Origin of the sequence: Enterococcus sp. DIV1315a, assembly GCF_051712325.1 — a bacterium.
Classification (GTDB): domain Bacteria; phylum Bacillota; class Bacilli; order Lactobacillales; family Enterococcaceae; genus Enterococcus; species Enterococcus faecalis.
This window is the reverse complement of the sequence record NZ_JBIOOS010000001.1, coordinates 2,112,116-2,130,132: the sequence shown is the minus strand read 5'-3', so window position 1 is coordinate 2,130,132 and position 18,017 is coordinate 2,112,116. Positions and strand designations below refer to the sequence as shown.

The 18,017-nt window shown below is 36.8% G+C and carries 16 protein-coding genes and 1 other annotated feature; of the genes, 12 read left to right on the top strand and 4 right to left on the bottom strand.

Annotation, left to right across the window (positions count from 1 at the left end):
• Nucleotides 1–89 precede the first annotated feature (89 nt).
• The 5 genes from lsa(A) to rplL all read left to right on the top strand — a co-directional run bounded on the left by lsa(A) (nt 90) and on the right by rplL (nt 4,186).
• On the top strand, nt 90–1,586 hold the full coding sequence (gene lsa(A), locus IGJ03_RS10065; RefSeq protein ID WP_048949453.1) for an ABC-F type ribosomal protection protein Lsa(A): 1,497 nt from the start codon (nt 90–92) through the stop codon (nt 1,584–1,586).
• 122 nt (nt 1,587–1,708) lie between these two features.
• Nucleotides 1,709–2,131, top strand: a complete 423-nt coding sequence (gene rplK, locus IGJ03_RS10060) for a 50S ribosomal protein L11 (RefSeq protein WP_002356424.1) — start codon at nt 1,709–1,711, stop codon at nt 2,129–2,131.
• A 111-nt stretch (nt 2,132–2,242) separates the two neighbouring features.
• Complete coding sequence (rplA, locus tag IGJ03_RS10055) at nt 2,243–2,932, top strand: 50S ribosomal protein L1 (RefSeq protein WP_002356425.1); 690 nt, start codon at nt 2,243–2,245, stop codon at nt 2,930–2,932.
• A gap of 62 nt (nt 2,933–2,994) precedes the next feature.
• Nucleotides 2,995–3,124: a sequence feature (ribosomal protein L10 leader region), on the top strand.
• A 130-nt stretch (nt 3,125–3,254) separates the two neighbouring features.
• Nucleotides 3,255–3,755: a 50S ribosomal protein L10 gene (gene rplJ, locus IGJ03_RS10050; RefSeq protein ID WP_010821795.1), complete on the top strand. Its 501-nt coding sequence runs from the start codon at nt 3,255–3,257 to the stop codon at nt 3,753–3,755.
• Nucleotides 3,756–3,817: 62 nt separating this feature from the next.
• Nucleotides 3,818–4,186: a 50S ribosomal protein L7/L12 gene (gene rplL, locus IGJ03_RS10045; protein ID WP_002382519.1), complete on the top strand. Its 369-nt coding sequence runs from the start codon at nt 3,818–3,820 to the stop codon at nt 4,184–4,186.
• A 121-nt stretch (nt 4,187–4,307) separates the two neighbouring features.
• On the opposite strand, the gene IGJ03_RS10040 is transcribed toward rplL, so the two are convergent.
• Together IGJ03_RS10040 and IGJ03_RS10035 are read right to left on the bottom strand one after the other, a co-directional pair.
• Nucleotides 4,308–5,810, bottom strand: coding sequence for a glucosyltransferase domain-containing protein (locus tag IGJ03_RS10040; RefSeq protein WP_010777886.1), 1,503 nt, complete (start codon nt 5,808–5,810; stop codon nt 4,308–4,310).
• A gap of 194 nt (nt 5,811–6,004) precedes the next feature.
• Nucleotides 6,005–6,835: an AraC family transcriptional regulator gene (locus IGJ03_RS10035; protein WP_002356429.1), complete on the bottom strand. Its 831-nt coding sequence runs from the start codon at nt 6,833–6,835 to the stop codon at nt 6,005–6,007.
• Nucleotides 6,836–6,983: 148 nt separating this feature from the next.
• Here IGJ03_RS10035 and IGJ03_RS10030 point away from each other — a divergent pair, with 148 nt between their 5' ends.
• From IGJ03_RS10030 to IGJ03_RS10020, 3 genes are all read left to right on the top strand, one after another.
• Nucleotides 6,984–8,483 carry an amino acid permease gene (locus IGJ03_RS10030; RefSeq protein ID WP_002359464.1) on the top strand — a complete coding sequence of 500 codons (1,500 nt, stop codon included), beginning with the start codon at nt 6,984–6,986 and terminating at the stop codon, nt 8,481–8,483.
• Nucleotides 8,416–11,538, top strand: a complete 3,123-nt coding sequence (gene ebgA, locus IGJ03_RS10025; protein ID WP_016616069.1) for a beta-galactosidase subunit alpha — start codon at nt 8,416–8,418, stop codon at nt 11,536–11,538. The genes IGJ03_RS10030 and ebgA overlap by 68 nt, the downstream gene beginning before the upstream one ends.
• A 180-nt stretch (nt 11,539–11,718) precedes the next feature.
• Nucleotides 11,719–11,967, top strand: coding sequence for a GlsB/YeaQ/YmgE family stress response membrane protein (locus tag IGJ03_RS10020; protein ID WP_002356434.1), 249 nt, complete (start codon nt 11,719–11,721; stop codon nt 11,965–11,967).
• Between the two features lie 71 nt (nt 11,968–12,038).
• Here IGJ03_RS10020 and rlmD read toward each other — a convergent pair whose 3' ends face one another.
• The gene (rlmD, locus tag IGJ03_RS10015; protein ID WP_002384079.1) at nt 12,039–13,409 is read right to left on the bottom strand and encodes a 23S rRNA (uracil(1939)-C(5))-methyltransferase RlmD; all 1,371 of its coding nucleotides are present in this window, start codon (nt 13,407–13,409) and stop codon (nt 12,039–12,041) included.
• A gap of 131 nt (nt 13,410–13,540) precedes the next feature.
• On the opposite strand from rlmD, the gene recX reads away from it, so the two are divergent.
• From recX to IGJ03_RS09995, 4 genes are all read left to right on the top strand, one after another.
• Nucleotides 13,541–14,341, top strand: a complete 801-nt coding sequence (recX, locus tag IGJ03_RS10010; RefSeq protein ID WP_002356439.1) for a recombination regulator RecX — start codon at nt 13,541–13,543, stop codon at nt 14,339–14,341.
• The gene (gene mutY, locus IGJ03_RS10005; protein ID WP_010821793.1) at nt 14,331–15,515 is read left to right on the top strand and encodes an A/G-specific adenine glycosylase; all 1,185 of its coding nucleotides are present in this window, start codon (nt 14,331–14,333) and stop codon (nt 15,513–15,515) included. Before recX ends, mutY begins: the two co-directional genes overlap by 11 nt.
• 180 nt (nt 15,516–15,695) lie before the next feature.
• Complete coding sequence (locus IGJ03_RS10000; protein ID WP_010821792.1) at nt 15,696–16,820, top strand: LCP family protein; 1,125 nt, start codon at nt 15,696–15,698, stop codon at nt 16,818–16,820.
• 137 nt (nt 16,821–16,957) lie between these two features.
• Entirely contained in the window at nt 16,958–17,443 is a 486-nt protein-coding gene (locus IGJ03_RS09995) for a hypothetical protein (protein ID WP_002356444.1), read from the top strand.
• Between the two features lie 44 nt (nt 17,444–17,487).
• On the opposite strand, the gene IGJ03_RS09990 is transcribed toward IGJ03_RS09995, so the two are convergent.
• A complete protein-coding gene (locus IGJ03_RS09990; RefSeq protein ID WP_002407244.1) occupies nt 17,488–18,012 on the bottom strand; it encodes a GNAT family N-acetyltransferase in 525 nt (174 codons plus the stop codon).
• Nucleotides 18,013–18,017 lie beyond the last annotated feature (5 nt).

Sequence of the window (18,017 nt, the reverse complement as noted above, 5' to 3'; positions counted from 1 at the left end):
AATTCAGCCACGGGTCTTTTTGTATACCTTGGATTGATGCCGCTGATTTCCGTAAAGCTGCATCAATTTTGCTTTATGGAGGTATATTTATGTCGAAAATTGAACTAAAACAACTATCTTTTGCCTATGATAATCAAGAAGTATTGCTTTTTGATCAGGCAAATATCACGATGGATACCAATTGGAAATTAGGATTGATTGGCCGCAATGGCCGTGGGAAAACAACCTTATTAAGATTGTTACAAAAGCAGTTGGATTACCAAGGAGAGATTCTTCATCAAGTCGATTTCGTCTATTTTCCACAAACAGTTGCAGAAGAACAACAGCTCACTTATTATGTCTTACAAGAGGTGACTTCTTTTGAACAGTGGAAATTAGAACGAGAGTTAACGCTTTTAAACGTTGATCCTGAAGTTTTATGGCGGCCCTTTTCTTCTTTATCAGGCGGCGAAAAGACGAAAGTTTTATTAGGTCTTCTTTTTATTGAAGAAAATGCCTTCCCTTTAATTGACGAGCCAACAAATCACTTAGATCTAGCTGGCAGACAACAAGTGGCTGAATATTTGAAGAAAAAGAAACACGGGTTTATTTTAGTCAGCCACGATCGGGCATTTGTTGATGAAGTGGTTGATCATATTTTGGCGATTGAAAAAAGTCAATTGACGCTGTATCAAGGGAATTTTTCTATTTATGAAGAGCAAAAAAAATTAAGAGATGCTTTTGAACTAGCAGAAAATGAAAAAATCAAAAAAGAAGTCAATCGCTTGAAAGAAACCGCTCGTAAAAAAGCGGAATGGTCGATGAACCGTGAAGGTGATAAGTACGGCAATGCTAAAGAAAAAGGGAGCGGGGCGATTTTTGATACAGGAGCCATTGGTGCCCGGGCAGCGCGCGTAATGAAGCGCTCGAAACATATTCAACAACGCGCCGAAACACAATTAGCAGAAAAAGAAAAACTATTAAAAGATCTTGAGTATATTGATCCTTTGTCAATGGATTATCAGCCAACGCATCACAAAACATTATTGACGGTGGAAGAGCTTCGTCTGGGCTACGAGAAAAATTGGCTATTTGCGCCAATTTCTTTTTCAATAAACGCGGGAGAAATTGTTGGAATAACAGGAAAAAATGGCTCAGGAAAATCGAGCTTAATTCAGTATTTATTGGATAATTTTTCTGGGGATTCAGAAGGCGAAGCCACTTTGGCTCACCAATTAACCATTTCTTATGTGCGCCAAGATTATGAAGACAATCAAGGAACTTTATCCGAATTTGCAGAGAAAAATCAGTTAGACTACACCCAATTTTTAAATAACTTACGAAAACTTGGGATGGAGCGCGCCGTCTTCACTAATCGAATTGAACAAATGAGTATGGGCCAACGAAAAAAAGTCGAAGTAGCCAAATCATTGTCTCAATCAGCTGAACTTTATATTTGGGATGAACCCCTTAATTACTTGGATGTGTTTAATCATCAACAATTAGAAGCGCTAATCTTATCTGTGAAGCCTGCAATGCTAGTGATTGAGCATGATGCGCATTTCATGAAGAAAATAACGGATAAAAAAATTGTCTTGAAATCATAAAAATATCTTGAAAAAGTAAAGGGAATCCTGTATAGTAATAGGGTATGTTTTAAATGTACGTTGAGTGGGAGGGGAAATCTCAACCCCATTAACCACGCACGAGAACTTAAGGAGGTATTTTCGTGGCTAAAAAAGTAGAAAAAATCGTTAAATTACAAATTCCTGCGGGGAAAGCAACACCAGCTCCACCAGTAGGTCCAGCGTTAGGTCAAGCAGGTATCAACATCATGGGATTCACTAAAGAATTCAATGCTCGTACAGCTGACCAAGCAGGCTTGATTATTCCAGTAGTAATCTCTGTATATGAAGATCGTTCATTTACATTCATTACTAAAACACCACCTGCTGCAGTCTTATTGAAAAAAGCTGCAAAAATCGAAAAAGGTTCAGGTGAACCAAACAAAACTAAAGTTGCAACAGTTTCAAGCGATCAAGTGAAAGAAATCGCTGAACTTAAAATGGCAGACCTAAACGCCGCTGACGTTGAAGCAGCAATGCGCATGGTTGCAGGAACTGCACGAAGCATGGGTATCATCGTAGAATAATTTTTATTCCACACTTACTCAAAGAAGTAGCTTCTCAGTTCGTTTCATATTTAAAGATATGAAAGACGTGGGAGGTACAACCGTTATAACCACAATCAAGGAGGAAACAAAATGGCTAAAAAGAGCAAAAAAATGCAAGAAGCATTGAAAAAAGTTGATGCTACAAAAGCTTACTCAGTTGAAGAAGCAGTAGCTTTAGCAAAAGATACAAACATCGCGAAATTTGACGCAACAGTTGAAGTTGCTTACAAATTGAACGTTGACCCTAAAAAAGCAGACCAACAAATCCGTGGAGCAGTTGTGCTTCCAAACGGAACTGGTAAAACACAAACTGTTTTAGTATTCGCTAAAGGCGAAAAAGCTAAAGAAGCTGAAGCTGCTGGTGCAGATTTCGTAGGCGACGACGACATGGTTGCAAAAATCCAAGGTGGATGGTTCGACTTTGACGTAGTTGTTGCGACTCCTGACATGATGGCTACAGTTGGTAAATTAGGCCGTGTCTTAGGACCAAAAGGTTTAATGCCAAACCCTAAAACTGGTACTGTAACAATGGACGTTACAAAAGCTGTTGAAGAAGTTAAAGCTGGTAAAGTAACTTACCGCGTTGACAAAGCTGGTAACATCCACGTACCAATCGGTAAAGTTTCATTTGATAACGAAAAATTGGTTGAAAACTTCAACACAATTAACGACGTATTATTGAAAGCTAAACCATCAACTGCTAAAGGTCAATACATCAAAAACATTTCAGTAACAACAACATTTGGACCTGGAATCCACGTTGACCAAGCTTCTTTCTAATTTGAAAGAAAATAATTAAAAAATTCTTGACTCACTCACTTACCCTATGGTAAAGTGAGTGAGGTTAATAATTAACTGTACCGAAGACAGTAGGTGACGCAAGTCTTAATTTCCTACCGAGGACAATTGTTGAGTTATATACAATTCGGTCCCTCTATGTCTACGGTGGCATGGAGTTTTGTTGTTTTACACGACTTTTTGAAAAAAAGCCGATGTAAAACAATACTTGGCGAACGAAGTGAGCGAAGTTTCATTTGATTCTTCTACTTTACATATCGTAAACCAAGTCCAACTCCACCATCAAAATCAGGAGGTGAAATAAATGAGTGAAGCAGCAATCGCTAAAAAAGAAACCCTAGTTCAAGCAGCCGCTGAGAAATTTGAATCAGCAGCATCAGTTGTAATCGTGGACTACCGTGGTTTAACAGTTGAAGAAGTCACTAACTTACGTAAACAATTACGTGAAGCAGGCGTAGAAATGAAAGTCATCAAAAACTCAATCCTTTCTCGTGCAGCTAAAAAAGTTGGTTTAGACGGCTTAGACGAAGTCTTTACAGGCCCAACTGCTGTCGCATTCAGCAACGACGATGTAGTAGCACCAGCTAAAATCATCGACGAATTTGCTAAAGATGCAAAAGCATTAGAAATCAAAGGTGGCGTCATCGAAGGAAAAGTTTCTTCAGTGGAACAAATTACTGCGTTGGCAAAACTACCAAACCGCGAAGGTTTACTATCTATGCTATTATCTGTATTACAAGCGCCAGTCCGCAACGTGGCTTACGCTGTCAAAGCAGTGGCAGAGAAAAACGAAGAAGTTGCTTAATTGCAGTCTAATTCAAACAAATAAAAAACAAACAATTTTAATTTAAATGGAGGAAATTCAAAATGGCATTAAACATTGAAAACATCGTTGCTGAGTTAGAAACAGCAACTATCTTAGAACTAAGCGAATTAGTTAAAGCTATCGAAGAAAAATTTGACGTATCAGCAGCAGCTCCTGTAGCAGTAGCTGGACCAGCAGCAGGTGGAGCAGCAGAAGAACAAACTGAATTCACTGTTGAATTAACAGCAGCTGGCGATCAAAAAGTTAAAGTTATCAAAGCAGTTCGTGAAGCAACTGGCTTAGGCTTGAAAGAAGCTAAAGCTGTAGTTGATGGCGCTCCTGCACCAGTTAAAGAAGGCGTTTCTAAAGAAGAAGCAGAAGCTTTAAAAGCTGCTTTAGAAGAAGTTGGCGCTTCAGTAACAGTAAAATAATTCATTCAACTTTTGAATGTTCGAGAACCCTTGTGTGGCAAGGGTTCTTTTTTATAGCAAACGGTAGTTGTCTTTTGCTAAAACAACTACCGTTAGTAAAATATCTATAAAATTTAATTGTCTACTTTGACAAATTAACAACAATACAATCATCTACCACTCGGATAGAATCTTTGCTAGGCCAGACATTCATTTCTGCTTGTAAAGCTTTGTGTTTTTCAAAATCTTCTGGGGTAGGATCATTAAAATTTAATCCAAATGTTTTCATATAGAGTAAAGTATTTAAACTAGTATGCACCGAGTTAGGCATGAATTCAAATAATGAGACACCGTTTGTTTCACCTTTTATATTTGAAACATTCCGAGGAGAACGATTTCCATACATTAAAAGTTTATAGGATTCAGGATTCTCAATTTCCATTGAATAAATATTATTTGTAATCATTTCCGCAGTACGTAAATCTTCTTCCGCTGTTAGATACTCAGAATATTCTAGGTTGGTTGTTTCCCGAACTTGAATAAAAGTAAAGAGAATTACTATGCCAACTAATAAATGTTTAAGCACAAAGTTGTATCCCCAGTAAATCATAATAAAGATGAGTAATAACGCTAAAACAGCAGGGAAGTTAGGTACTTCACCTCTAATTGCCGGACGTTTTCCACCTAAAATTGTAAACATGAGTGGAGTGATTAGAATACCTAACAAGGTAATAAAGATGAAGAAAACATTTTTGCGTTTCAGATAGGACATATTAATTAATACAATGACCAGTAAAAGAATACATATCAAAAACAGCGGTGTAAAAAAAGTGTCTCCGACTGGAGGGAAAAATAGTTCTTTGGCGTAATCTTTAATATCATTGATAGAATCTATCAAGGGACGTTTACCCCAAAGAATCATATTATCTAGATAGGAGCTTTCAACGTTTAAAACTTTTTTCGCTAACATCGCCATTAGTTGAGATAGAACGAGAGATGAAATAGCTAGTAGAATAAAATGACCAATTTTGAAGGCATAGTCTTTAAAAGAAATTTTAAGGTCATTCAACTGAGCAAAATACAATGTCATTAAAATCTTGAATAAAATTAAGGTACACGCAAATACAAAGAATGATTGGTACATAGTAAGTGTAAATGTCAGCAACAAAAAGCCGAATAATTTAAAAATTTTATTGGGAATATGGTAAATAGCAATGAGAGAAAGTATAACCAAACAGATACCTAATGAAAATTCAAAATTTTGTAGGACGAAGTAAAATTGTTCGCTAAATAATTGACTGGTTGGAAAAATACTTGGGATAATATATAAATACTTTTTGTTATAAATCTGCTTAGTTGAAAGATCAACATAATAGCACAACAAGATAGTGGCGATAGCAAAGAAAATAATAGCTAACAAATTTAAAAAATAAACATTTACATAGTTGTATGTTAAAAGCTTTAAAGCTACTAATCCTGGTCTACCAATCGAAACCCAATGTTTTAAGTAGCCTCTGTAGTTAGTCATTAAGTGCATAGTATCAATAGCGTAAGTATTGTTAAATAGTTTAATACCATAAGTAGCAAAGACGATTAAAAAGCTGTAGATGGCTAAACCTTTGTTTTCTTTAATAAAATGTTTCATTTTTCTCTCCAATATTGTTTATTTGCTAAAACTTGTAAATTATTTATTGATTTTGATTAGTCTATATATCACACTCCCACCTATAATAAAACCCTAATTAATTATAAAATAGATAAATTATAAGAACTACCTAAATTTGAAAATTATTAAATAAATCGTTTTTTTCTTTAACTACAGATAAGCAACAATTTATTTTAAGTCAAAAACTGTTGACGATATTGTCGAGGTGTCATCTCTTTTTTCTGGAAGAAAAATTTTGAAAAATAAGAAGGTGAAGAAAAACCTGCTTCAAAACTGATTTCCGTGATGGTTAAGGAACTTTTTCTTAACAGAGAACAGGCTTTTTGCAATTTTAAGTTTTGTACATAAATACTAGGATTTGTTTGTTCATAACGCTGAAACAGCTTAAATAAATAGCTACGATCAATGTTATATTCAGAAGCTAATTGACTAATTGAAAGATTGTTTGAAAAATTTTCGTGAATAGCCATTTTAATTTGGTTAAATAATTGTTGGCTTTGGTTTTCGTGCTGTGTAACGGAATGATGCTCTAGATAATTCAACAATTGAAAGCTTTCACTTAAACTGCCAAAATGATTATGTTTCTTCGCTTCTTGGTAAATATTTTTAAATAAACTTTCTAATTTCTTATCAACAGTTCCTTTTAAAATACAATTTTCGGTAGTCAGGCCTATTTTTTCTAAATACTGAGACGAAAGATCTCCAACAAAACCGACCCAATGATAGGTCCAAGGATTTTGCCGATTAGGATAATAAATATTGCGACAATTGGCTGGAATCATAAACAAATCGCCAGCGGTAATGTGTTGTTTTTCCATAAAGGGTGTTGAAAAATAACCTTCACCATCGCTACAATAATGCAAAACCCAATAATTAATGGGGGCAAACTCAGTTGGTTTTGTCGGGCGGCATTTTTCATAGCCAGCTTCATAAAGATGAAATTCTTGGCTAATAGGTTGATCATTAATCAGGATGCTGACATTATTTGTAAAAACATTTTGCATGCTATCACCTCTTTATAAGAGTATGTAAAGGCTTTCTAAAAGTCAACATCTTTACAAGAAATAGGCAACATTTTTTATTTTTAAAAAACTGTAAGCGTTTTACAATGTGTGAGTACTAATTAATTTGATAAAGAGAGGATGTAGTAAAATGGCAACACATTCACGGGAACGATTAGGTTCTGTCGCATTGATGCTCATGACTTTTTCAGCGGTTTTTGCCTTTCCCAGCATTGTTAACAACAGTATTCAGATTGGCCTAGCAACTATTCCAGGCTATTTATTCGGCTCTATTTTTTACTTTTTACCATTTATTCTAATGATTGCAGAATTTGCTTCTGCTAATTCTGAAAATGAATCAGGTGTTCACAGTTGGTTGGAATCTGTGTTAGGACCTAAATGGGCATTTTTAGGTGCTTGGTCGTATTTCTTTGTCAACTTGTTTTTCTTCTGTTCATTACTACCGAATACATTGATTTATGGTTCATACGCTTTTTTAGGTCAAAACGTTTTTCAAGGAAACCATAGTACTAAAATAATTGCAGTGATTTCTATTCTGTTATTTTGGTTAATGACATGGGTTTGTATTAAAGGGGTCTCGTGGATTTCGAAAGTGACTAGCTTAGCGGGTGGTGCACGTTTATTTATGGGCGTAGCTTTTGTGGTTTTAGCCTTTGTCGTCGTGTTTGGTTTTGGCAATGAACCAGCACAAGAGTTTACCACGACGTCAATTATGCCAACTTTTAATTGGACTTTTTTCATGACGATGGCGTGGATTTTACAAGCTGTTGGCGGTGGTGAAAGTATCGGTGTATATATTAAGGATGTTAAAGGCGGCAATAAAACGTTTGTCCGCACGATGATTGGTGCAACGATTGCGGTCGGTATCATGTATATTCTTGGTGCCGTTGCTGTAGGTTTGGTAGTGCCAACGGACGTCTTAAAAGGAAATTTTTCAAATGGTATTTTTGATATCTTTAAAATTTTAGGTACGTATTTCCATATTCCCGCAGCAATGATGGTGCGCTTAGTAGGAATTATCTTATTTGTCGGAAGTCTTGGTTCTTTGGCTCTGTGGACAGCAGCACCAGTTAAAGTATTTTTCTCAGAAATTCCTGATGGGGTCTTCGGTAAGTGGCTAGTGAAAACGAACGAAGAGGGAAATCCAACCAATGCTTTGTTAGTTCAAGGAATTATTGTGACGATTTTAGTTGCCATTCCAGCATTAGGAATTGGAAATATGGATAGCTTTTTAGAAACGTTAATTAATATGACAGCTTCTACGTCACTTGTGCCTGTCTTATTCTTGTTAATCGCCTATATTGGGCTTCGTTGGAAAAAAGAAACAATGCCGAGAAGTTTCCGCTTTGGTAATCGAACCTTTGGCTTAATTGCGGGGATTTTCTTATTAGCCATTTTTATCTTTGTATTCTTTATGTCAACTGTGCCGGATCCAAAATTAATCATGGAAGAAATCAATGGCACGTTACCGAAAGGAACCGCTAGTCCACTGGGCATGTTGGCGTATAACATCATTGGTTTAATTGTTTTTATGGGCTTTGCTTGGATTTGTTGGAAACGATATGAAACAAAAGAAAAAAATGAAGTTGGTAAAGGAGAAATGGATTATGAAGACTTGGGAAAATTATAAAGTAGATAGTATTAATCGGTTGCCTGGACGAGCACACTTTTCGAGCTTTCCCTCGAAAGAAACAGCGTTATTAAATGAAAATAAATATACACAAGCATACAAAAATTTAAACGGACGCTGGCATTTTCTTTTTTTAGAAGCACCAGAATACAGCCCAGAAAACTTTTTTGCGACGGACTTTGATACAAGCCAAATGGATCAAATCACTGTTCCTGGAAATTGGCAAGTCCAAGGATATGGCAAAATGCATTACTCTGATTTATGGTACAATTTTCCCATTAATCCGCCGTATGTACCAACGGAAAACCCAACAGGTATTTACAAACGGACATTTGCTATAGATGAAACATTTCACGATAAAAAAATCATTTTACGCTTTTGTGGCGTAGATTCAGCTTATCATGTTTGGGTGAACGGCCATGAAGTTGGCTACAGTAAAGGTGCACGAAATGAAGCAGAATTTGACATTACGCCTTACGCTAAAATTGGTGAAACAAATGATTTAACGGTGCGAGTCTATCAATGGTCAGATGGTACGTATTTAGAGGATCAAGATATGTGGTGGTTAAGTGGTATTTTTCGTGATGTTGAATTACTCGGTGTACCAGAAAATGGGCTGGAAGATTTCTTTATTATTTCCGATTTAGATGATTCGTATCAAAATGGCCACTTGGCAATTACGGGTAAATTTTGGCAAGACAAAGGACAACAAGTTCAATTGGAGTTGATGGATCAGCAGGGAAAAACGGTTCTTAAAGAGACTGTCGCAGGAAATCAAGGTACGGTTGAATTTTCAGCAAGTTTACCGTCTGTCACTGCTTGGTCAGCTGAAAAACCATACTTGTATCAACTATTTATCACTGTTTTTTCTGAAGGGGAAGTCGTCGAAGTTATTCCGCAAAAAGTTGGTTTCAGAAATATTCATGTATCTGGTGAGACTTTCTTAGTCAATGGTGTGGCCATTAAACTAAAAGGAATGAATCGTCATGATTATAATCCGAAAAATGGTCGAGTGGTTAGTCGTAAAGAAATTGAAAAAGATATTCGTTTAATGAAACAATTTAATATTAATGCCATTCGAACCAGCCATTATCCAGCATCTGCTTATTTCTATGATTTATGCGATGAATATGGAATGTATGTGATTGATGAAACTGATTTGGAATGTCACGGCTTTGAATTAACCGGAGAATATGATTGGATTAGCAACGATCCAGAATGGGAAACGGCTTATGTTTCTCGGATGGTACGGATGATTCAACGGGATAAAAACCATCCATCAATTCTCTTTTGGTCGTTAGGAAATGAATCTGCGTTTGGTCATAACTTTATTGAAATGGCCCGTATTGCCAAAGAAATGGATCCAACACGTTTAGTTCATTATGAAGGTGATTTTGAGGCAGAGGTCACGGATGTCTATTCTACAATGTATACGTGGTTGGAACACCCAACTAGAGAATTACTGATGAATACGATTATTGAAAATTCAAAAAAACCGCATATTTTATGTGAATATTGTCATGCGATGGGGAATGGCCCTGGGAATTTAAAAGAATACCAAGAGCTATTTTATGCTCATGATAAATTACAAGGTGGCTTTATTTGGGAATGGTTTGACCATGGCATTGAATCGGTGACAGATAGCGGTGAAGTTTATTATCGTTATGGCGGCGATTTCGGCGATGATCCAAGTAACAAAGATTTTTGTATTGATGGGATGTTGATGCCTGACCGTACGCCATCTCCTAGCTTGTATGAATACAAAAAAGTCATTGAACCCATTACAACTAGCGCTATTGACGTTCTGTCAGGTGAATTCTCATTATTGAGTCGGTTTGACTTTGAAAACTTGGCTATCTTTAAGCTGGTTTATACAATTACTGAAGATCAAACAGTGATTCAATCAGGGACAGTAGCAGTGCCAGCAATTGCTGCTAGAGCAGAAGGAAGACTGCACTTACCTTATCATTTAGATTTTCCTAAAAAGGCAGGAGCCGCCTATTATTTAACTCTTTCATATCAATTGAAAGAAACGACCGCCTATGCATCTGCTGGTCATGAATTAGCTACCGCACAGTTTGAATTGCCAATTGCAACACCAGGGATTGAGATCACACCAGTTGGCTCGCTGATGGCAAAGGAGATTGGCCCTCATTTATACATTGAAGGACCAAACTTTTCAATTAATTTTGATAAAGTGAAGGGCGCCTTAACGAATGTGACACGAGATGGTAAAAAATTATTGCATAAAGGGCCGAGATTTACATTTTGGCGGGCACCGATCAGTAATGATATGGAAATTATTGATGAAATGAAGAAGAAATATTTCTTACATTTAGAGCATGAAATTGTCCGTTCTTTTGAGTGGAAAAAAGTTGATGATTTTATCCAAGTCATCGTAAAAACAATTAACGGAACGACTAACAGTGCTTGGCATTATCAATGTACCTATCAGTATTTAATTGCACCAAATGGCGAAATTTTCTTCGACTTAAAAGGTAGTCCTGCTGGTAAAATTGAAAATGCGCCAGATATGTTACCACGTTTGGGTGTGACTCTCCATTTAGACAAGTCTCTATCAGAAGTAAAATATTTCGGTAAAGGGCCGAGAGAAAACTATGTAGATTCACAAGAAGCTGGTTTACTTGGCGTTTATGAGGCTACAGTGGCGGAAATGTTCACTAATTATGTTGTTCCACAAGCCAATGGTAACCACATGGCGACTAAATGGTCCGCATTCACGGATGATCGCGGCCAAGGGGTAGTAGCAACAGCGGCTGATTCATATAATTTTAGTGTTTCTTATTTTGAAGAACAAGCGCTAGATGTTGCTAAGCATACCAATGAATTACAAGAAAGTGAGTATGTTGTTTTAAATATCGATTACAAACAAAACGCCCTAGGTAGCTACTCTTGTGGCCAGTGGCAATTAGAAAAATACCGGACTACGTTTGAAGAATTCCAATTGGCATTCCGCTTAACACCTTTTAATAATAAAGAGATTCAAGCAGCGGATGTCGCACATGAACGAGTAAAACGACCAACAATTTCTTAAATAAAAGCTCAGAACAGTGCACTTCTTTCTCCTGTTCTGAGCTTTTTTAATGAAATTATCAGAAATTATTGCTTTTTTTTCATGGAAACAAGCAAACTATTTTGTTATCTAATAAAAGTAGTCCATAATAGTAACATAGCGAATTATTCGCTAGATAAAGCATTTAGGAGGAATTATTTTATGCATACTTTATGGGTTTTAATCGTTGGTGCTGTTATCGGTGCTATCGCTGGCGCACTTACAAGCAAAGGTCAATCAATGGGTTGGATTGCGAATATCGTTGCCGGTTTAGTTGGTTCATTTATCGGAGAAAAAATCTTAGGTAGCTGGGGTCCTCACGTAGCAGGTATGGCAATTGTGCCATCAATTATTGGGGCAGTAATTTTAGTTGCTGTGGTTTCATTCTTCTTCGGACGAAAAAATAGCTAATTAAGTAAATAATTGTTTAATTAGTTAAAGGCACCAAGTCTCACGAATTTCGTGAAACTTGGTGCCTTTTTTTATTTTCTCGTTAATTTTACGACAACTTCACAACGAGCGGTTTGTGGAAACATATCAACAGATTGTAAATAGTCTACTTGATATACTTTGGCTAATTGAACTAAATCACGTGCTAACGTGGATACATTACAAGAAATATACACCATTTTCTTAGGTGGTTGTTTCAAAAGGGCCGTTAATAATTTACGATCCAAACCAGTCCGTGGGGGATCAACTACAATGGCATCAGGTTTAAAGCCTTCTTTGAACCATTTAGGTAATAAGTCTTCAGCTGTTCCAACAGCATAATGTGTGTTCGTAACACCAAGTCGTTTTGCATTGAATCTAGCATCGTCAATTGCGGCGGGAATGGTATCCATACCACGAACTTGATGCGCTTGTTTCGCTAAACTTAAGCCAATGGTCCCGACGCCACAATAAGCATCAACAACAGTTTCATTTGGTTGTAAATTTAAGGCCTTGATTCCTTCATTATATAAAACTTCCGTTTGTTCTGGATTCAATTGGAAAAATGCTCGCGGCGATAAATCAAAGACAACGTCGTTAATGTGTTCTTCAATGCTTTCTTTGCCCCATAAGTGAAGGGTATCATCACCCATTACTAGAGAGGTTTTTTTATTTTGGACATTTTGCATAATAGAAACAACTTCTGGTAATTGTTCATTAATTGCGCGAACCATTTTTTCTTTTTGTGGAAATTTCTGCGATTGTGTAATGAAAACTACTTGGACTTCGCCAGTTTGGATGCCCACTCGAACCATTAATGTTCGAAAGATACCACTATTTTTACGTTCATCATAAATTGGTAATTGAAAGTCATTCAATAAATCAACTAATGTATTCATCACCTTGGTTGTCGCAGGCTGTTGGACCAAACAGTTATCAATCGGTACTAATTGATGTGAATCAGCTTGATAGAGACCAGCTTCTACTTGGCCATCGATTTGGCGTAATTGGAATTGGGCTTTATTTCGATAATTCCAAGGATTCTCCATCCCAATTGTTTTTCGTAGTTCATAGTTTTGATAATTGGCTGGTTTAAATTTGTTAAGTGCCTGCTTTAATAAATCTTTTTTAAAGTCTAATTGTGCTTTGTAGGCTAAATGTTGTAGTTGGCAGCCGCCACATGTTTCATAGACAGGACAAGGAGGGACCACGCGATCTTTAGCAGCTTTTTTGACAGATTGAAGGGTTCCTTCAGCAAATTTGGGTGTAACATTTGTGATCGTGGCAGTCACTTCTTCTTTCGGTAGCGCCCCAGGAACGAAAATAATTAATTTTTTATAATAGCCGATACCTTCGCCATTAATTCCTAATCGTTTAATTTTTAAAGAAATTTGTTGGCCTTTTTTTACTAGTTGTTGGGTCATATTCTTTCATCCTTTAGTCATCTCACATTTTTCACTTCCTCCCATTTTAGCACATTTTTATTTATTTGGCTTCCAAGGATTCTATGGTATAGTAGAATATATGTTCTGATTTAGAGGGGCAGGAGAATAAGATGACAACAATCACACGAATTAGTAAAGATAAAGGTGAATTTTATCTACTTTGGCTATCTTCAGGCGAAAAACTGCGTGTCTCGGAAGATATTTTAGTACGGCAGCGTCTGCTAAAAGGCCAAGAGTTATCAGATACTTTAATAGAAGAAATAAAAAAAGCCAGTTCTTATGATGTCGGGTTACAAATGGCGATGAATTATTTAAGCTATCAATTACGTTCAAAGAAAGAGATTTTTACTTATTTAAAAGAGAAAGAAATTGTACCTGAAGATCGAGTAAAAATCGTTCAACGTTTAGAAGAGCTGCGGTTGTTGGATGATGCAATTTTTAGTGAAAGTTACGTACGGACAGCTATGCGAACCAGTGATAAAGGACCACGAAATGTGGCACAACAATTAAAGCAAAAAGGCATTAGTGAAGAAGATATTCAGCATGGCTTGACCTTTTATACGTTAGATGAACAACTTAATGTTGCCACAGCAACTGCAGAAAAAGCCATGAAACGCTATCGAACTAAAAGTTTTAAAGATGCACTTCAGAAAACGCGTCTGCATCTGATGCAAAAGGGCTTTACAAATGAAATCATTGATCTAGCTTTGGAATCTTTAGCTTTTGAAAAGGACGAAGAACAAGAACAACAAGCGTTAAACAAGGAAGGCGAACGTTTATGGCGTGCTAATCAGCGATTTGATTTTTCTAAAAAAGTCCAAAAAGTCAAACAAAGCTTATTCCAAAAAGGGTTTGACTATGATTTGATTCAGCAATTTATTAGCGAAAAGGAAGTAGAACATGACGAATAAAGAGCCTTGGGAGGCGTGGAGTCCCGCAAAAGTTAGTTCATTCCAGGAAGATTTTTTAGCTTGGTATGAACGAGAAAAACGCAATTTACCTTGGCGAGCGAATACAGATGCATATCGTATTTGGATTTCTGAAATTATGCTACAACAAACTCGCGTAGATACAGTCATTGATTATTTTTATCGATTTATGGAATGGTTTCCGACGATTCAAGATTTAGCGGAAGCGCCAGATGATAAGTTGTTGAAAGCTTGGGAAGGGTTAGGCTACTATTCACGAGCGCGTAATTTAAAAGTGGCAGCGCAACAGATTGTTTCAGAATTTGGTGGGAAAATGCCTGACACAATCGAAGATATTCGGAGTTTAAAAGGAATCGGCCCCTATACAGCTGGTGCGATTGGCAGTATTGCCTTTAATTTACCCGAACCAGCAATTGACGGTAACGTCATGCGGGTAGTGAGCCGTTTATTTGAAATTGATGCAGATATTGCAAAAGCGAGTAGTCGTAAAGTATTTGAAGCGGCGATGCTTAAAATCATCGATCGTGAGCGTCCAGGGGATTTTAATCAAGCCTTAATGGATCTAGGCTCAGCCGTCTGCACCCCAACTTCCCCTAAGTGTGAAAGTTGTCCGCTTCAGCAATATTGTGCGGCCTATCAGGCAGATAAAATGACCGCTTATCCAGTCAAATCAAAAAAAGTTAAGCCGAAAGATGTGTATTATGTCGGCACTATTATTGAAAATAAAAAGCAAGAATTTTTATTAGAACAACGCCCTGAAACCGGTTTGTTAGCCAATATGTGGCTGTTTCCGATTGAAGAAATTAGCAAAAAACAATTTCAACAATTGCAAAAACTGGCGCAACCAGCAGAAACGGAAAAACAATTAACTTTAGAGTTAGATCCTGTAACAGAGCCTTTGGTTGCTGAAGAACCTGTCAATGTTTTTGCTGACTATGACACAGTTGTCTGGCAAAAACGTGCCTTAGGCGAAGTCGTTCATATTTTCAGTCATTTAAAATGGCATATCTTAGTCTTTTATGGCCGAAATACAGGCGAATTAGCCACACTAGAGTCGCAGCGATGGGTGGCAGCACAACAATTTTCGGACTATGTTTTTCCAAAACCACAGCAAAAAATGGTGGAATTGTTCAAAAAAGAACACAAAAATAAATAACAAAAAAGAGAGACTTTTAAACAAACAAGCCTCTCTTTTTTGTTTCCTCTAGGTTATACCCCTATATAAATTCTGCTATGTTTAGTTTTGAAGGGGACTGGTAAGATAGACTTGTCTCTTGTCTGCTTAGAGGAGTAGTAATGATGGTGGAGACTTTTCAAGAGAGAGGAAGTACAGCCAATGAGTAGGAAGCGAAAAATCAGCTTAATTAGTTTAGTCATCATTTTGTTTTTTGTCACAGTCGGCTCAGCATACTTTGCTGTAGCGGGTAGCTATTTAAAGAAAACAATTGATAAAGGCTATGTTCCCATAAAAAATGATTATACTGAAGCGCAAAATAAAGATAGTCAATCGTTTTTGATTATGGGGCTAGACAATACAATTGAACGGAAATTAGGCACAACTAGGACTGATGCTATGATGGTGATTACCGTGAATAACAAGACGAAGAAAATAACCTATTTAAGTTTGCCACGGGATAGTTTTGTTCAAATTGATGCAAAAAATTACCAAGGGATGCAACGAATTGAAGCCGCCTATACCTACGATGGACCAACAGCTTCTGTTAACACAGTTGAGAAATTATTGAATATTCCAATCAATCATTACGTTGTGTTTAACTTTTTATCTTTTATTAAGTTAATTGATGCAGTTGGCGGCATAGATGTCAATGTCAAGCAGGCGTTTGATGGTGTCACCAAAGACGGGCCAGGATCCATTCATTTTGATGCAGGGAAACAGCATTTAGATGGTACGAAAGCTTTATCTTATGCCCGTGAAAGACATAGCGATAACGATATTATGCGTGGATTCCGACAACAAGAAATTATTCAAGCAGTTGAAGACAAGTTGAAATCTGGTCAATCAATCATGAAAATAATGGACATTATTGATTCGTTAAATGGAAACATTCAAACTGATGTGGATTCCAATGAATTGACTCATTTAGTCAAAGAAGGTTTGACTTGGACCAATTATGATAAACAACAGCTTTCTTTTGACTGGCGCACTTTTAGTAATGAAGGGCGCAGTATGGTTGAACTATATCCAGATAGTATTGAAAATGTCCGTCATCAATTACGTGTGTCTTTAAATTTAGAAAAGCCAGATGAACGAGATCAAGACGGCTATGTCTTCCATACGAACGGTGAATTTTTATATCAAAGTGATTATACCGTTCAAGATGAAGCAGCTGAGGAAAACGAAATGACTTCCATCAACGGCAATACGTATATTGGTGTTCCTGGCAATACACAGACCGGCCCGTTGCCATCAGTTAAAACGGAAAATGGCTTTATAAAATAATTTATTTTCCAAGTGTAGAAAATCCGAACATAACAGATTAAATAATCCGCTTACTTATTATTCTTCTAAGGAAAAAACGAAGGATTTTAGCAAGGAAACAGCGTATCATTTGATATAAACCCAACATTCCCTTTATAATGAAAGTAACAAGCAAATTTTTGTTACTTAGAAGGGGAAGGGAGCAAGGAGTTATGTTTAGTTATACAGATACCATTTTGTCAATTATGCAAAGAATTGAAGTATACAACGAAATTTTCAAAGCCATCTCTAAAGAAGTTCAAGAATACGGTTGTAATCAGGCTGCACATCGGAGAGGCCGTGACACTTATATGTTTTGCCGAAATAATGTGAATCGTTTTTTTACAGAAGAAATGATGTTTCGTAAAAATTTAGAGCCGTATTATGATAAAGAAGCAACGAAAATCTTGCTAGAAGGATTAGATACGTATAAAGAAGGAGTATTTTTCTGGTTAGAGGCATTAAGTGAATCTTGCCAAGTGACAGATGAATTGAAATATCAATTAGGAATCCGCCAAAAAGAATCCTCTTATTTATTAATTAATCAAGCTTGTAAAGAAGCCTGTGAGGGCATTCAAAGCGCTCATAGTGTTCATAAGATGTAAAAAGTTAGGGATAGCTGTCAATCTGGCAGTTATCCCTAACTTTTTTATTTCAATATCATCTGATAAGCATAACGTTCGCCATCGTTAACATCTAAAATCACGTCACCTTGATAAACAAAGCCAGCTTTTTTAATCAGGTGCTGCATAGCGAGATTTTGTGGATGTGTATCAATTCGAATATCAGTAGCACCTTGCAAACGAGCGGCTGTAACCAGTGAGCGCAAAAGCACCAAGGCCAGTCCTTGACCTTGAAAGGAACTTTTTAGAGCAACACGATGAATTGCCGTATACGTAGTTTGAGAATGAGGTTGCCAAGAACCATTAAAAATCGCTTCATAAGCAGGATCAATCTCCGAACATAAAACACCAACGCCTGCCAAGGCATCATCAACCATTAAAATATAGCAAGTTTGCTGGTCGATATCTTTTGCTAAAATTTCTTGATTCGGTCCATCGCCGTTTTGCCATTGGGGAATGCCACTTTTTTGTAAGGTGCGGCGTCCATCTTCAATGATAGCAAGGATGTCAGGCAAATCAGAAGGTTCTGCTTTTCTTAAGTAAACAGTCAAAAAAT

Excerpts from the sequence above, each read along its gene's own strand:
- rplA (WP_002356425.1), top strand. The coding sequence starts at position 2,243 with ATGGCTAAAAAGAGCAAAAAAATGCAAGAAGCATTGAAAAAAGTTGAT.
- rplJ (WP_010821795.1), top strand. The coding sequence starts at position 3,255 with ATGAGTGAAGCAGCAATCGCTAAAAAAGAAACCCTAGTTCAAGCAGCC.
- rplL (WP_002382519.1), top strand. The coding sequence starts at position 3,818 with ATGGCATTAAACATTGAAAACATCGTTGCTGAGTTAGAAACAGCAACT.
- IGJ03_RS10040 (WP_010777886.1), bottom strand. The coding sequence starts at position 5,810 with ATGAAACATTTTATTAAAGAAAACAAAGGTTTAGCCATCTACAGCTTT.
- IGJ03_RS10035 (WP_002356429.1), bottom strand. The coding sequence starts at position 6,835 with ATGCAAAATGTTTTTACAAATAATGTCAGCATCCTGATTAATGATCAA.
- IGJ03_RS10030 (WP_002359464.1), top strand. The coding sequence starts at position 6,984 with ATGGCAACACATTCACGGGAACGATTAGGTTCTGTCGCATTGATGCTC.
- ebgA (WP_016616069.1), top strand. The coding sequence starts at position 8,416 with ATGAAACAAAAGAAAAAAATGAAGTTGGTAAAGGAGAAATGGATTATG.
- IGJ03_RS10020 (WP_002356434.1), top strand. The coding sequence starts at position 11,719 with ATGCATACTTTATGGGTTTTAATCGTTGGTGCTGTTATCGGTGCTATC.
- rlmD (WP_002384079.1), bottom strand. The coding sequence starts at position 13,409 with ATGACCCAACAACTAGTAAAAAAAGGCCAACAAATTTCTTTAAAAATT.
- recX (WP_002356439.1), top strand. The coding sequence starts at position 13,541 with ATGACAACAATCACACGAATTAGTAAAGATAAAGGTGAATTTTATCTA.
- mutY (WP_010821793.1), top strand. The coding sequence starts at position 14,331 with ATGACGAATAAAGAGCCTTGGGAGGCGTGGAGTCCCGCAAAAGTTAGT.
- IGJ03_RS10000 (WP_010821792.1), top strand. The coding sequence starts at position 15,696 with ATGAGTAGGAAGCGAAAAATCAGCTTAATTAGTTTAGTCATCATTTTG.
- IGJ03_RS09995 (WP_002356444.1), top strand. The coding sequence starts at position 16,958 with ATGAAAGTAACAAGCAAATTTTTGTTACTTAGAAGGGGAAGGGAGCAA.